Annotated in this window: 11 protein-coding genes and 2 tRNA genes; 5 read left to right on the forward strand and 8 right to left on the reverse strand. The window is 62.6% G+C overall.

Features of this window, described 5'->3' with window-relative positions:
- Nucleotides 1-339 precede the first annotated feature (339 nt).
- Together F4Z81_13335 and F4Z81_13340 are read left to right on the forward strand one after the other, a co-directional pair.
- Complete coding sequence (locus F4Z81_13335) at nucleotides 340-2532, forward strand: ABC transporter ATP-binding protein (GenBank protein MXW06031.1); 2193 nt, start codon at nucleotides 340-342, stop codon at nucleotides 2530-2532.
- A 3-nt stretch (nucleotides 2533-2535) separates the two neighbouring features.
- Nucleotides 2536-3015, forward strand: coding sequence for a DUF1854 domain-containing protein (locus F4Z81_13340; GenBank protein ID MXW06032.1), 480 nt, complete (start codon nucleotides 2536-2538; stop codon nucleotides 3013-3015).
- Here F4Z81_13340 and F4Z81_13345 read toward each other — a convergent pair whose 3' ends face one another.
- The 4 genes from F4Z81_13345 to F4Z81_13360 are packed head-to-tail and all read right to left on the reverse strand — an operon-like array spanning nucleotide 3016 to nucleotide 5541.
- Complete coding sequence (locus F4Z81_13345; GenBank protein ID MXW06033.1) at nucleotides 3016-3399, reverse strand: hypothetical protein; 384 nt, start codon at nucleotides 3397-3399, stop codon at nucleotides 3016-3018.
- Nucleotides 3396-3716: a hypothetical protein gene (locus F4Z81_13350; GenBank protein MXW06034.1), complete on the reverse strand. Its 321-nt coding sequence runs from the start codon at nucleotides 3714-3716 to the stop codon at nucleotides 3396-3398. Before F4Z81_13350 ends, F4Z81_13345 begins: the two co-directional genes overlap by 4 nt.
- 14 nt (nucleotides 3717-3730) lie before the next feature.
- Nucleotides 3731-4501 (reverse strand): SDR family oxidoreductase, encoded by a 771-nt coding sequence (locus F4Z81_13355; GenBank protein ID MXW06035.1) that lies wholly within the window; start codon nucleotides 4499-4501, stop codon nucleotides 3731-3733.
- A 14-nt stretch (nucleotides 4502-4515) separates the two neighbouring features.
- Nucleotides 4516-5541, reverse strand: coding sequence for an alcohol dehydrogenase catalytic domain-containing protein (locus F4Z81_13360; protein MXW06036.1), 1026 nt, complete (start codon nucleotides 5539-5541; stop codon nucleotides 4516-4518).
- Nucleotides 5542-5723: 182 nt separating this feature from the next.
- Here F4Z81_13360 and F4Z81_13365 point away from each other — a divergent pair.
- From F4Z81_13365 to F4Z81_13375, 3 genes are all read left to right on the forward strand, one after another.
- Nucleotides 5724-5796, forward strand: a tRNA-Arg gene (locus F4Z81_13365).
- Between the two features lie 66 nt (nucleotides 5797-5862).
- On the forward strand, nucleotides 5863-7164 hold the full coding sequence (locus F4Z81_13370; GenBank protein MXW06037.1) for an amidohydrolase family protein: 1302 nt from the start codon (nucleotides 5863-5865) through the stop codon (nucleotides 7162-7164).
- A gap of 53 nt (nucleotides 7165-7217) precedes the next feature.
- Nucleotides 7218-7290, forward strand: a tRNA-Thr gene (locus F4Z81_13375).
- Here the strand turns inward: F4Z81_13375 and F4Z81_13380 are convergent.
- The 4 genes from F4Z81_13380 to F4Z81_13395 form a co-directional block, all read right to left on the reverse strand.
- On the reverse strand, nucleotides 7272-13697 hold the full coding sequence (locus F4Z81_13380; GenBank protein ID MXW06038.1) for a type I polyketide synthase: 6426 nt from the start codon (nucleotides 13695-13697) through the stop codon (nucleotides 7272-7274). The genes F4Z81_13375 and F4Z81_13380 overlap by 19 nt on opposite strands.
- Nucleotides 13687-14514 carry a lipoate--protein ligase family protein gene (locus F4Z81_13385; protein ID MXW06039.1) on the reverse strand — a complete coding sequence of 276 codons (828 nt, stop codon included), beginning with the start codon at nucleotides 14512-14514 and terminating at the stop codon, nucleotides 13687-13689. Before F4Z81_13385 ends, F4Z81_13380 begins: the two co-directional genes overlap by 11 nt.
- A complete protein-coding gene (gene rnc, locus F4Z81_13390; GenBank protein ID MXW06040.1) occupies nucleotides 14511-15338 on the reverse strand; it encodes a ribonuclease III in 828 nt (275 codons plus the stop codon). The genes F4Z81_13385 and rnc overlap by 4 nt, the downstream gene beginning before the upstream one ends.
- Nucleotides 15339-15378: 40 nt before the next feature.
- A partial coding sequence (locus F4Z81_13395; GenBank protein ID MXW06041.1) for a beta-ketoacyl-[acyl-carrier-protein] synthase II occupies nucleotides 15379-15539 on the reverse strand: 161 nt, incomplete at its 5' end.

Genomic DNA, 15539 nt, shown 5'->3' on the forward strand with positions numbered 1-15539 from the left:
GTACGTGGGCGGTGTACAACCTGGAGCACATCGTTTCCAGGGATCCGCAGGTCCTCCTTTCCACGCTGGGTGAAGGACAGGACGCAGAGGAAGTCCGGGCGAGATACCTGGAAAGGGCGAAGTCGCTGAAAGGCTGGCAGGACCTGGACGCCGTGCGTAACGAACGCGTCGTTCTGATTCCCGAAAACTGGCTGCTTCGACCCGCACCCAGACTCTTCCTCGCGATCGAGAACCTGGCTGCCGCATTGCATCCGAACCTGTTCTGATTTCCCTTGCTGATCCCCGGTCGATCCCTGGCTGAAGATACGGAACGACACTGAACCCGAACGCGCCGCTCCCATGCCCCTGATCAACAAGATACCCTCCGAACTGACCCGTCTGATCCCGTCCGGCCTGCCTGCAGGCGAGGACAAGGCTGACCTTCTCTTTGCCTGCAAGACCGACCTGGCGCCGGACGGCCGCATTGACGAGTCGATGCTGGTCGTGACCCGGCGGCACCTGGTGGCGGCAACCCGGTCCGACGGAGCTTGGACGCTGACCCATACCCTCTCCCTGGCGGAGATCGACGGCCTGACCGTGGAGCCTTTGGTCGGCGCGAGCGCGCTCGAGGCCGAGGTGGACGGGAAGAGCATCCGGCTGCTCCGGTACACCCACGCCGTGGCGCAGGACATGACCGACGCCGTCGAGTCTCTGTTGCACCTGATCGGCCCCGACGGCAGCACGGATCACACGGAGCCCGTTGCCGAGGAACCGGTCCCGGACTGGTCGAGCCGCGAGGCCCACCTGCGCACGTTTGGGCGATTGTGGTCTTTCTGCCTGCCCCACTGGCGCAAGCTGGTCATCGCCATGGTGGTCACGGTTGCCGCGTCGGCCATCGACCTGCTGCCCCCGTACCTGACCATGATCCTCGTCGACCAGGTCCTGGTGGACCAGAGCATGTTCATTTGGCTTCCCACGATCGTCGCGCTCCTGGCCGTTTCCCGGATCGTCCATACCGGGGTGACCATTATAAGCGGGAGAATGCTGGCCGTGCTGGGCGACCGCCTGGCCTATGACGCGCGTTCCGAACTGCTGAACGTGCTGCAGCTCCTGCCCCTCAAGTACTATGACATGCAGCAGACGGGCGGTCTCATGGCCCGCATCGCCCGGGACGCCAAGTCGATCCACTACTTCTGGATCGATTTCGCGCCGCAGGTGGTGCAGCAGGGACTGCTCGTGATCGGCATGACCGCAGTACTGTTCTATCTCAACTGGGAGCTGGCGCTCCTCGTCCTGATCCCCATTCCCGCCATCATCTTCGCCTCGGTCCATATCAAGCGGTACCTGATGTGGTTCTACGGCAGGTCGTGGGACAGTTGGGCGACCTTCTTCGAGCGGGTGAACGACGCGCTGGCCGGCATCCGGGTCGTGAAGATCTTCGCCCAGGAGAAACGGCAAAGCCGGGACATGCAGCTCGAGAACGAGAAGGTGTTCACGGCCGAACGCAACATCCATGTCCGTTCGCGCACGGTGCGCCCGCTGCTCGCGTTCCTCGTGTCCGTGGGCGGACTGCTCGTTCTGTGGTACGGCGGCCTCCTGGTGCAGTCGAACGCTATGACGATCGGCATGCTGGTGGCCTTCCTCCTCTACCTGGCCATGTTCTACAGTCCCGTTCAGCAACTGACCGGCATGGCCGACTGGATCCCGGAGATGATGACGGCCATCACCCGGACTTTCGAAGTCATCGACAGCCCCATCGAAGAATACACGCCAGCCGGCATCGTCGACGTACCCCGTTTCGAGGGACGCCTGGAGCTGCAGGACGTCAATTTCGGCTACGTGGCGCACCAGCCGGTGCTTAAGGGGATCAACCTGCACGTCGAACCAGGCGAGATGATCGGCCTCGTGGGGCACTCGGGCGCAGGGAAGTCCACCCTGATCAAGCTGATGTGCCGTTTCTACGACGTCGACGGCGGGCGGATTCTGATTGATGGAACCGATGTACGCCGGATGGACCTGACGCAACTGCGCAGTCAGATCGGTTACGTAGAGCAGGATCCCTTCCTGTTCTCCGGTTCCGTGGCCGACAATATCCGTTTCGGCAATCAGGAAGCGACTCGGGAGGAGATCGTCGAGGCCGCCATCAACGCGAACGCCCACGAGTTCATCGTCAAGCTGCCCGACGGCTACGACACGCCCGTCGGGGAACGGGGCGGCCGGCTTTCCGGCGGGGAGCGCCAGCGGGTCGCGATCGCCCGGGCCATCCTGCACGACCCGAGGATCCTGATTCTCGACGAACCCACCTCGGCCCTCGACCTGGAAACGGAGAAGAAGATCCAGGAAGCCCTGGGAAGGCTCATGGAGGGCCGCACGACCCTCGCCATCGCCCATCGCCTGTCCACCCTCAGAGACGCCGACCGCCTGCTCGTCCTCAAGAACGGCGAGCCGGTTGAACTGGGCACGCACGAGGAGCTGCTGGACCGGCAGGGCGAGTATTACCGCCTGGTCCAGCTGCACACCAACGTCTCGAGCATCGTGGGTGTGGAGGGGTAATATATGTCCTTTCTCGATCCGGCCGCCGTTCACCTCGAGCGGCGGGACGACCAGCCGCCCACGCTGTCCATCGCGGGTGACCTGTTCTTCAGCGTCAAGATACGACAGGCTTTTCCGCTTTCGCACGAAAGCCGGTACATCACCTTTTTCGACCAGGATGACGAATACCTGGGCATCCTGGCCGATCCGACGTCCTGCGACGAGGAAACCGGTCGCATCATCCGCGATGAGATCGAATGGCGCTATTTTCGCCCGAGGATAACGCGCATCGTGGAGATGGAAGGCCGGGGAGGCACGTCGCTATTCTCGGTCGAGACGGACCGTGGCGACGTCAAGATCCCCATGCGGGACCTGAGGGAAGGCATGGTGGAACTGGCGCCCGGCCGCATCCTGATCACGGACGAAAACGGCAACCGGTACGAGATTCCCGACCTCGACCGGCTGGACCGGCGCAGTAGACGCCTGATTCGGCGCCTGATCTGACTAGTTCAACAGGATCGGCGCGATCTTCGCATAGGCCGTCTTGAACCCCAGCACGGCCAGGTAGATCCCCACGCCCAGCAGGACGATCAGGATCGTGCCGATGGCGACCAGGAGCGGTTTGCTTGCGGCGAACCGGACCTTGAGCTGCTCTACTTTGGCGTAGATGTCCGGATATTTCTTCTCCAGGCGGGCCAACATGCGCTGGGCGAAGGCGTAGCGCGTGGACAGGATCGTCAGCCCGATGACGATGAACAGCACGCCCTGCAGCAGCGGCAGGAACAGGCCCAGGACCCCGATGACGAGAAAAGTCCAGCCGAATACGTCCTGGGCTATGCGTAGAAGTGGTTTGCGTGCTATCTGCTCGTTTCCAATCTTTAAAATCAGTCCAGAAACGCGAGGGCTTCCCGCATTTCGTCCAGGTCCTTGGCGTCACCCTGGCGTTCTGCCACGACGATCCCCTGCTCGTAGCATCTGCGGGCTTCATCATCGCGGTCCAGCTGTTCGTAAACCCGGCCGGCCTGATGATAGCCCGCCGTGTAGTCCGGCGATGCCGCCATAAGCCGTTCGAGGATTTCGGCGGCCTTTTCGAGCCGGTTCGAACTCACGTATTCCAGCGCGATCGCGTATTGAATGAAGGGATCGCCGGGGTCCTTGCTGGCGAGCAGCTCAAGCTGTTCGAGGCGCGAGTTCATGCCGCGCATCCTCCGCGTATAGCCTAGATCAGGGAACGGGACTGACAACCGTCCACGTTGATGCAAGCGCCGGTCACCCAGCTCGCTCGGTCGGATGACAAGAAAACCACCACGTCCGCGATCTCTTCGGGCTTGCCGAAGCGTCCGGCGGGAAGTTCCTGCTCTATGAACTTGCCGATGCCTTCCGGGTCCGCGTCCAGCCGCTTCTGCCAGTTTCCACCCGGGAATATGATCGAGCCCGGCGCTACCGTGTTCACGCGGATGCCGGTCTTGGCCACTTCCTTGGCGAGCGTTTTGCCCATGGAGATCTCGGCGGCCTTCGTGGCATTGTAGGTGGCAGGGCCGCCCGCTTCGCGTCCGAAGATCGAGGAAATCGTGATGATCGACCCGCCTTCCTGCGCACGCATCGCCGGGAGCACGGCCCGAGTCGCCCGGACCGCCGCGAACATGTTCAGGTTGAACACGTGAAGCCATTCGTCATCCGATACGTCGTCGAAGGGATTCCAGACGCTTCCGCCCACGTTGTTGACCAGGACGTCGATGCGTCCCCACCGCGCCAGCGTCGCCTCCACGACCCGCTCTATACCCTCGGCCGTGGTCAGGTCTCCCGCTGTCGCCAGCGTTTCGACGCCCTTCTGTGCGACTTCCTTCTCGGTTTCGAGCAACCGCTCTTCCCCCCGGGCGCTCAGGCTGACGTGACATCCCTCCTCCGCCAGGCCCAGGGCGATCGATCGTCCGATGCCCCGGCTCGAGCCCGTAACCAGCGCGACTTTGTCCTTTAATCCCAGGTCCATTTCAAACCCTTTCGTTATTCGACCGGTTCGAACAGTATCTTCATGCCTTCTCTGTTCAACAGCCGGTGGAATGCGTTTTCCCACTCGGTTAAAGGAACCACGTCAGACACGATTGGTTCCAGTTCAATCCTGTGTTGATCCAGCATCACCATGGTGCGGTCCCAGGCATCCAGGGATCCGGCGAAGGAGGTCCTAATGTCGATTTCCTTCAGTTCCGCCGGGAAGAAATCCACCTCGAAGGGGCCGCCGTGCAGGCCGATCTGCATGATGGTGCCCTGCTTCCTGACGAGTTCGATGGCCGAGCGGGTGGCCGCCGCCGACCCGGAACATTCGTACACCACGTCGGCGCCGTAGCCCTGGGTCCGATCCCTGACGAGATCGAGCAGGTCGACCTCTTCGATGTTGACGGTCTCGTCGGCCCACCGTGCGCCGAGTTCGAGCCGGTCCTCATCCGCCGAAGTGCCGGTCAGGATGACGTAAGCGCCTTCCGCCTTCGCCACCTGCGTGGTCAGCATGCCGATGGGGCCGGGGCCGGTCACCACCGCCACGTCGCCGGCGGTAACGGACGTGCGTATGGAAACGGCCTTCACACAGCAGCACAAGGGTTCGCTCAACGCGCCGATGGTGAGGTCCAGGTGTTCCGGAATCCTCCGCAAGGCCCAGGTGGGCATGACCACGTACTTCGTAAACACGCCGTGCACCCCGCTGCCGATGGACAGGCGGCGGTCGCAGAGACTGTGCTGGCCTGCCACGCAGTAACGGCACACACCGCAGACAACGGTGGTCGGAATGCCGGTCACCGCGTCGCCCGGCCGATATTCGTCCGTGCCGGCCACCTCATCCACGATGCCGGAGAACTCGTGACCCATGATCACCGGCGGGTTGTAGGGGTACTCGTCCTTGTAGATGTGGATATCAGTCCCGCAGATGCCCGCGGCCTGGATCTCCACCCGGACCTCTCCGGGACCGGGCTCGGGAACAGGCATGTCGCGGACTTCCATGTTGACCGGACCATGGTCGTATTTTACCAGTCCTTTCATTCTCGAATCCCCGCTCCGCGTACAGTAATCCTGCCGCTCAATGCACCGCCGAATAGAGCGGTCAGAATATATGCCGGTGTATACGCGAAGACAAGATCATTCACTGCCTGGATGTCCGCATTAAGGCGTTGACACCCGGCAGGCCCGTTCTTAAGTTGAGCACGGACCGGAACTACACTCCAGCCCCCGTAGCTCAGTGGATAGAGCAACGGTTTCCTAAACCGTTGGTCGGGTGTTCGACTCACCCCGGGGGTATTCCCGGTCTATAGTCCGTCTCTCATGTTTCCCCGCTTCCCCGTGCACATCCGCAGGAGGGTCTTCATGTCCGATCTGTCCCGGTACATTCAGGAAACGCCGCTTATCGACACCCATGAGCATCTCAGGTTCGAAGAAGACTGGGTAGCCAACGGGCCGGACGTGTTGCAGGACCTCTTCGAGAACTACGTCCCGGCGGATCTCGTGGTCGCCGGCGCTTCGCAGGAGGATGTCAACGCCCTGCTGGATCCCGCAAAGGGCGACGTAGCGGCGCGCTTCGAACCGGTCCGGCCGGCCTGGGAGGCCGTGAAGTATACGGGATACGGTGAAGCGGTGCGCATTCTGGCGGAAGACGTGTATGGCATGGCCGAGATTACCGCCGACGGCCTGACGGCGGCGCAGGCCGAGAACGACAGACTGCGGGGCCCCGGCCAGCGACTGGCACTGTTGCGGGACCGCGCGGGTCTGGATCACGTGCAGATCGACAACTTCGTCTGGGCTTGCGAACCGGATGCCTCTGGACCGGATTTCTTTCTCTATGATCTCTCCTGGGTGGGATTCTGCAATGGCGAGGTGCCCGTAGAGAAAATCGCGGAGGAAACGGGGATTACGGTGAGCAACCTGGGCAGCCTGCACGACGCCATGGCCGCCATCTTCGCGAAGTACGGTCCCCACGCCATCGCCGTCAAGGCGCAGCACGCCTATTCCAGAACGCTCCGGTGGGAGGAGCGTAGCGACGAGGAAGCGGCAAGGGCCCTGGAGATCGTGCTGAGTAATCCCGCTGGCGCGCCGGAAGACGCTTCGCTGTGCCTGGGGGACTGGGGCTGGGCGCGGGGCGTGGAACTATCCATTGAGCACAACCTGCCGTTCAAGATCCACACCGGGTACTACGCGGGGCACAGCCGGATGCCGGTAGACCGGATTAAAAGCGGCAATCTGTGCGGACTGCTGGCGCGCTACCTCGACGCCCGGTTCGTGCTGATGCACATCGCCTACCCCTACAGCCACGAACTGATCGCGCTCGCGAAGCACTACCCCAACGTCTGGGTGGACCTCTGCTGGGCCTGGTCCATCGACCCGTTCAGTTCCTGCGATTTCGTCCGCCGGTTCATCCACGCCGTGCCGATCAACAAGCTGTTCGCTTTCGGCGGGGACACCGGCTGGCCTACCAGCGCCTATGCCTACGCGGTGCAGGCGCGGAGGTGGCTCGGCCGCGCCCTGGAAGGCGAGGTGAGCGACGGCCTCCTCACCGAAAAAGAGGCGATGGACGTGGCGCTCCGGCTCATGCAGACCAACCAGCGGGCGTGTTTCGACATCGCCGGAACGCGTGGGAATATCGTGCGGTCCCTGCAATCCATCGAGGCCTAAAAACGGGTTGCGATCGGGTGGGTCGTGCCTTATATTGTGCGCGGTTTTACCAGGCCACGATAGCTCAGTTGGTAGAGCAATTCACTCGTAATGAATAGGTCGCCGGTTCAAGTCCGGCTCGTGGCTTTCAACCCCTCCAGCAACGTGTCGACCGTCTGTTCTATGGCGGTTTCCGATTGTAGCGATTCTACCGGAATCGACACGTGCAACCCTACCTCGAAACGGTTTCTTAATTCCACGGCCATGAGGGAATCGACCCCCAGGCTGCGCCAGGTCTGCCCTTGATCGACGTTATCCGGGTCCACTTCCACGATCCTGCCGATCGCATCGTTCACATAGTCCTCGATGTAGACACGTAGTTTGTCCGTGGCCAACGCGTTCAGATCTGCCCTCGATAGCGGTGTGATCGACGGTGGTGCGCGTTCCGGTCGATCGACCGGAGACAGGTACGGTGCTAGCAGCGATTGTCCCGCGGGTTCCGTCGTAGGCATCACGCCGACGCGATGAACGTCCCGACGCAACAACCGGTCGAGTAGTGCACCGGCCTCATCGGGCGGGATCGGTCGCAGTCCCTGCCGCCTGAGACGATCGACAGCGTGTTCGTCTGCCGCCATGCCCGTACCTTCCCAGGGACCCCAGTTGATCGATGTTACCGGCAGGCTCTCATGGCGTCGGAGGTTAGCCAAGCCGTCGAGAAATGCGTTCGCGGCGGCGTAGGGCGCCTGGCCCGCGGTGCCGACCAGGGAAGCTGCCGAGGAAAACAGGACGAAAAGGTCCAGGTCGAGGTCCCTTGTCAACTCGTGCAGGAGCCAGGCACCGGATGTCTTGGGTCCGAGTACTTTGCCGAACCTTTCCACGGTCTGGGTGAGCAGAATGCCGTCGTCCAGCACGCCGGCGGCGTGGAAAACGCCCCTGACCGGCCCATGCTCCGCGCCCAGATCCGTTATGAGTTGTCCAATCGCCTCCCGGTCGCTCGCATCGGCCTGCACATACCTGACATTTCCGGCGGGATCGGCTTCCAGCGCCGTCTCCTCGACTCTCCTTCGACCCGTAACGACCACCCGGCCGGCTCCCCGGTCGAGCAGCCAGCCGGTGAGGAAACGTCCGATCCCGCCCGTGCCGCCCGCGACGAGGTAGGTCCCGCCCGGACGTATGACCGGGTCGTCGTCGCCCAGGTTCACCGGAATCGGCGCTCCGTCATCCACGAGCACCAGTTTGCCCGTGTGCCGGGCCTGCGACATGAACCGGATGGCCTCACGCGCCTGTTCCATCGGGAAGGTCTGATAGGGTAGGGGACGTATCCTGCCATCCCCGGCCATATCGACGACCTCTTGCAGCAAGCTGCCTGCCCGATCCGGCCGTTCTTCGATGAACTGCGCGAGATCGATAGGGTGATAGGATCGGTTCTGGTCGAACCGGTTAAGGTCGAGTGATCCGTGGTTCAGCAAGTCGGTTTTGCCGATCTCGATGAAACGTCCGTGGGGAGCCAGCAAGGACAGGGAAGCCCGCATGGCGGGACCGGAGAGGGTATTGAGCACGATATCCATGCCCTTCCCGTCCGTCTTCTCCATGATCTCTTTGGCGAATTCCAGGGATCGGGAGTCCATTACATGGGAAACGCCCATCGTTTTCAATAAGGCGCGTTTTTCTTTAGATCCGGCCGTGGCGATCACCTCGGCTTCCGCCTGCTGTGCAATTTGCAGGGCGGCCAGTCCCACCCCGCCGGTCGCGTTGTGAATAAGAACGCGGTCACCGGCGGACATCCCGCCGCGTACCACGAGCCCCAGGTACGCCGTCAGAAAGGCCACAGGCAGCGTAGCGGCCTCCTCGATACCCAGGTGTTCGGGCTTTCGGACGACCAGTCCGGCCTTCACGGTGACGTGTCCGGCCATGGCACCAGGCATCATCCCCATGACCACGTCGCCGATTTCCACGGAGTCCGCCCGGTCGCCGCACGCGACTACCTCGCCGACGCATTCCCATCCGAAGGACGATGGTTGCCGTGATGGTTCCTTCAGCATGCCGAGGGCCGTCAGCACGTCCCGGAAATTCAGTGCGGCGGTCCGTACGCGAACGACCACCTCGTCCGGTCCGGGACAGGATTTCGTTTTCGTTTTGAAATGGAGGTCATCGATCGAGCCGGGTGAGGACTGTGCCAGTACGTAACTTGATTTTGAACAAGCGGTTACGGGTACGGTTTTCGCATTGCTCCGCTCCAGATCTAAGGGAACCAGACGGCGGGTGAAAACACCAGACCCCCTCACCGCGAATTCACCGTGTGATGAGTCCGCGCCCACGATCGACGCGAGGCGCCCCACATCGGTCCCGCCGGTCCCGGCCGGAACGTCGATCAGCGTACAGTCCAACTCGGGATGTTCTCGCATGGCGACCCGTCCGCAGCCCCAGATCGACGCATATGCCGGCGATACAAGGTCGTCTGCCTTCACGGACTGCGCGCCCGCCGTAATCAGCCGCAGGCGGCACGGAAGATCCGGGTTGTCCAGCACTGTCCGGACCAGTTCGAAAGATTCCAGGGCAGGGCCGGTGTGGTGGCAGGACTGCTCGCTGGACTGCTGACCAGACTGGCGGCCGGACTTTCGGTCGTCGCCTCCCGTCCAAATCCCTGCCAAACCAATGTAGCTTCCGCTGTCGCATTCCACCGACCTCAACTTGTCGGCCAGCGCGCCCAGGTTTGTTTCCGATCCACTGCCGGTTATGTCGATGAATTCACCCTCCACACCAGGCTGCGACAGGGCGTCGGCCAGTTTGCGCCCGAGTCGACGATCGTCCGAAAGCACGAACCAGTGGGAGGCCGGACCAGGTTGCAGATGCTCCGTCCAGCGGTTGTCGTCCACCCATTCCTCGCGATACAGTCCGTGAGGGTTGTTATCGATGTTGTGACGGTTTTTCAGACCGCTTGCCGGGGACAGTACCACACCTTCCAGTGCCACCACAGGAAGGCCTTTTTCGTCTACGAGATACATGTCGGCAAGCAGACCGCAGTCTTTCGAGATTTCTCGCAGCCTCGCGTAGGCAACCAGGACTTCGTGTTGATCCGGAAGTCTCTGCAGCACAACGGTTTCTACGCCGACTGGTAGATGCGGGCCGTCATCCGGCACGAGCAGCAATAGAACCTGCAGACCAGCATCCAGGACACCGGGGTGCAGGCGGTAGGACCCGTGTCCTTCATCCCGGGGCGCCAGCGTGACCAGCGCTTCCCGGTCGGAGTATACGACGTCGTCGACCTGGCGGAAGGCGGGGCCGTATTCAAACCCCGATTCGGAGGCGCGTTCGTAGAATCGGCGGTTCGTGATCCGGCGGTCGCAGCGGGATCTGACGCCTTCCAGGTCGATGTTTTCGGTCATCCCGGCTACCTCAGTCGCCCCGGCCCCCTGAGATCTTTCGGTACGCATGTGCGCCAGCCACGTCGAAGCCGTTTCCTGAGAATCAGATTTGGAGGACAGGGTATACCGGTTCTGCCCGCGCACAACCTGGACGAGGTGGGCACCGGTTTCGGGCAAAATCAGCGGATGCAGGAGTTTGAGGTCGGTGAAGGCGACGGGGACCTCCGGTAACTTCACAACCTCCGTCTCGTCGAGCGTCTCGATGAGCATTTCGATCTGCCCGGCAAGGGGCATGATGGATCGGTCCAAAACCGTGTGGTCCACCAGGATCGGGTGGGACGCCAGACTGATCGCCCGTTCCCATACCCGGAAGTCGGAGTCGACGGACGATTCGATTGCTCGACCGATCAGTGGTTGCGGGAACCGGCGGCCGTCCGGGCCAACCGGGGCGCCCAGATTCACCGAGCCGCTCAGACTGTCCAGGCCAACCGAATGTGTTGTCATGCCATCCAACCAGTACCGTTCCTTCTGCCAGGGATAAGGCGGCAACGGAACACGCGTACGCGGCGGCTCCACCAGGCGCTCCCAGAGGATATCGTGTCCATGGACGTAGCACTTGGCCACTGATTCAAGCAGGACGTCCCACGCTCCGCGATCACGGCGCAGCGATGCGAGCGCGTGTCCTGCTCGACCGTGGTGTGCCAGGTTCTCGTAAATGGCCGCTGATAGCACCGGATGAGGGCCGATCTGGATGTAAAGTGCCTCCTCGTCACCCGGGATCTGATCGAATGTCTGGTCGAACAGGACGGGACTGCGGATATTTCGCCACCAGTGGTCCGCATCGAGTTCCGTCCCGTCAGTCTCCGCGCCCGTGACCGTCGACAACAGGGGTATGTGGGTTTTCGAGGGGGACAATCCATTCAGTGACGCCAGGAAATCGTCGCGGATTCCATCCATCTGCCCGCTGTGATAGGCGATTTCAGTGTGCAGTTTTTGGCAGAAGAGTCGTCGATCTTCAATTGTTTCCTGTAACCGTTCGACCTCCCCTGCCTCCCCCGATATGGTCACGGACACCGGACTGTTGACCGCGGCGATGGACAGGCCGTCGTCATAGGGTTGGACCAGTTTCTCGGCCTCGTCCGATGACACGCCCACCGCCAACATCTCACCCTTTCCCTGCATCTCCTTCTGCAGTCTGCTGCGCTGATAGATGATACGAACGCCCTCTTCCAGGGAAAGTGCTCCCACGACACAGGCTCCGGCGATTTCTCCAACGCTGTGGCCGACTACGATCTGCGGCTCGATGCCCAGGGACCGCCAAAGGACCGCCAGCGCCCACTGAATCGCCATATTGGCGGGTTGGGCGATCTCGACGTCGATGATTCGTTCTCCGTCTGAACCACTCCACATTGCGTCCTTGATCGATCTCCCCGCTGTTGCCTCGTACAGAAGGTCGAACGCGTCCATCGCATCGCGAAAGACGGGGTCCGTGCGATAAAGCGCTTTCCCCATGCCGAACCACTGCGGCCCCATGCCGGTGAAGACGAAAACGACGGGCGCCGGTTTCGCGCCTTTCCGTGCCGTCTCGAGCCGATCGGGGATGCCGCCCGCGCAAAACTCCTCAAGATTTCGGGCGGCTTCTCCCAGATCCTCGTACACCAGCGCCAGGCGGTGATCGAGATCGGACCGGTGCAGGGCAAGCGTGGCTGTGAAGTCATCGGGCGGTATATCGGGGTGGCTTCGCAGCAAGGAAACCGTATCCACCGCTTTCTGCTTCAATGCGCCGGCACTGTGGGCGGACATGGTAAGCAGCAGCGGATCGTGCGGGTCGGCCTCGCCCTGCGAACTCTCCTTACCGTGTGATCCGCTCTTTGCGACCGTCGCCGTTCCGTTTCCGGTTCGCACATCGGCTGGATGTCTAGGGGATTCCGTGACCGGCGGCGATCCGAGCACGACGTGGGCGTTTGCGCCGCCGAATCCGAAGGAATTCACGCCGGCATAGGTGGGACCGGGCAGGTTCACCGGTTCGGTGGCCACTTTCAGGCCGAGCTCTTCGAAGGGTATGTCGGGGTTCGGTTTACCGAAATGCAGGGAGGGCGGCAGGATGCCGTGTTTGAGCGCCAGCGCTGCCTTGATGAGACCCGCGACCCCGGCCGCGGCCTCGGTATGGCCGATATTGGTTTTCACCGATCCGATCAGGCAGCCTGCGTCGCCCGTGGCGCGTCCGATGGCCATCGCTTCGACGGGGTCGCCCGTGGGCGTTCCCGTGCCATGGGCTTCCACGAAGGCAAACTGAGCGGCGCTTACGCCACCAGCGCGGCCGGCCGCCTCGATGACGGTTTGCTGGGCGCTTTGTCCCGGGACCGTCAGGCCGCGGCTGCGTCCGTCCTGGTTTATCGCGGACCCGTGAATGACCGCGTAGACCGCATCGCCGTCTTCCACCGCGTCGGACAGGCGTTTCAGCACGATGATGCCCGCACCGTCGCTACGCCCGTATCCGTTCGCCCCCTGGTCGAAGGCCCGGCATCGCCCATCCGGCGACAGCATCTGCGCCTGCTCGAATCCGCGTGTCGTCTGGGGGGTCAGCAGCAGATTGGCGCCTCCGGCAAGCGCGGCCGTGCACGTCCCGGCCTGGATGTCGCGGCAGGCCAGGTGGATGGCGGTCAAGGACGAAGAACAGGCCGTGTCCACCGCGATGCTCGGGCCCTTCAGGTCCAGGAAGTAGGAGATCCGGTTCGCCGCGATGCTCAGCGTCCCGCCCGTGTTGGTGTGCATGCCGACCTGCGAGGGCGCGGCATATCGCTGGAGGTCCCAGTATTCGTCCAGGAAGATCCCCATGTACACACCGACGGGCCGGCCTTCCAGCCTGGCCGGGGGGATCCGCGCGTCTTCCAGCGCTTCCCAGGCGAGTTCGAGCAGGATGCGCTGCTGGGGATCGATGTGGCGGGCTTCCCGGGGCGAGATGTTGAAGAACGCCGCGTCGAACCGGTCGATTTCGTCGACGAATCCGCCCCATTCGGGAAAATCCCCGCCGTCCGGCCAAGGGTTCCACAGCGATTTCCGTTCATCCGGTACAGGACGAATGGCGTCTTTGCCATTCAGGACGAATCCCCAGAAGGACTGTGGCGTCGATATCCCGCCGGGAAACCGGCAGGAGATGCCGGTAATGGCAATGGGTTCACCGGGCATGGCTCGCGGTCCTTCGATAGGTCCAGTGGGCGTTTGCGTACCGGGTGCGGACCAGTGACTCGGCCATGCGCCGCTCCTCCGCGTCCAGCACGTCCGTTCGGCCTTCCACGTTCAGGCGGTCGAGCATCGAACGGGACAGGCGGTCGGTCCATTCCTCGAAGGTGGGCAGATCGGGGATTAACTCAGCAACGGAAACGGTCCGGTGGTTCAGTAGCCGGGCGATGGTCTCCCGGCGTTCCGGTTCGTGGGCGGGCATCAGCAGGGCAAGCCTGCGGTGCCCCCGACCCAGGAGCACCGAACCGTGCTGCAGTACTACCCCGCGGGATCGGCGCTGGGCGCTGCCGGCCAGCTTCCGGCCGGCCACCGTGATCTCGTAACGTCCGGTGGCCGTAAAGCATACATCGTCATTGCCTCCCGAACCGCAACGCCCTTCCATCGCCGGCTCGGCGGGTATATCGAAATGTTTCAGCGTTTCGACCAGCGCCTCGCTCACCGCGCGGAGCAGCACGCCGGACCGGCCTTCCAGCGCGGGATGGGACTCCGGCGCCACCAGGCTGTAGGTCAGTTCCTGGTCGTGCAGTACCGCCCGTCCCCCGGTGATCCGCCGAACCAGGTCGATGCCGTACCGTTCGCATTGCCCGGGATCGATCTCTTTTTCCGCGTCCTGCCCGTATCCGATGGAAACGGCCGGCGGATGCCATGAATAGACGCGCAGCGTCAACATCTCAGCGTCCCGCCGGCACGCGTCCATCAGCACTTCGTCCACGGCCATGTTGTACGCGGCGGAACATCCGGGCGTGGAGAGTACGCGGATCATGACCGATCGATGTCGCGGTCGGACTGCAGCTGCTCCACGGCCTGTCGCGCGGCATCCTGTTCCGCGTTCTTCTTGCTGGTGCCCGTACCTTTGCTGACGGGGTTTCCCGCGACGAAGACTTCGATGGTGAAGATCTTTTCGTGGTCGGGACCCACGGCGGAATCGACTCGGTATTCCGGTTGGCCGATGCCTTCGCCCTGCGTGTATTCCAGCAGCGCGCTTTTGTAATTCCGCGTGTGATCGATATGGGAGGGACGCTCTTCGCTCAGCTCTTGCAGGAGGGTACGGTGCAGGAACCGTCGGACCGGCTGAAGCCCGCCGTCCAGGTAGATAGCGCCGATGATGGATTCGTAGGCATCGGACAGGATCGAATGGCGAAACCGGCCGCCGGATCGGGCTTCACTGGTACTCAGCAGTACATAGCGTCCGAGTTTCATCGCCCGGGCCTGGCGGGCGAGCGCCTTCCGGTTGACCAGCGTGGATCGGAGCTGGGTCAACTGGCCCTCGCGGCGCCCGGGGTACTTCTGGTAAATGAACTCGCCGACCACGAGATCCAGCACCGCGTCGCCCAGGAACTCCAGCCGTTCGTTGGAGTGGACGCCGGACTGCTCCCGGGAGTACACGTAAGAACGGTGCTTGAGCGCCGTGATCAGGTAATCGGGGTTCTTGAAGCGGTAGTCGATGTATTTCTGAACCTGGCGGACGTTTTCACGTTCAAGGGCCGTTCGGTTCGCGGCTTTACCGGATGCACCGCCTTTCAGACCCGAGACCAGGGCGCTGGCCGCGCGCCGCAGCTTCTGCAGAATGGAATGCCGATTTGGCACGGTAGTCCCCGAAGCACGTCCGAGGCTTTTCGGAAAGAAGCTACGCCGTGTGTTTCTTGACCACGAGCGTCACGTTATGCCCCCCGAAACCGAACGAATTGGTTAAGGCCGCCCTCACTTCCCGTTCCCGGCCCGCGTTGGGGACGTAGTCCAGGTCGCAATCGGGATCGGGCTCCTCGTAGTTGATGGTAGGATGGACGT

The organism is Gemmatimonadota bacterium (assembly GCA_009835325.1).
In the GTDB taxonomy this organism is placed as follows: domain Bacteria; phylum JAAXHH01; class JAAXHH01; order JAAXHH01; family JAAXHH01; genus JAAXHH01.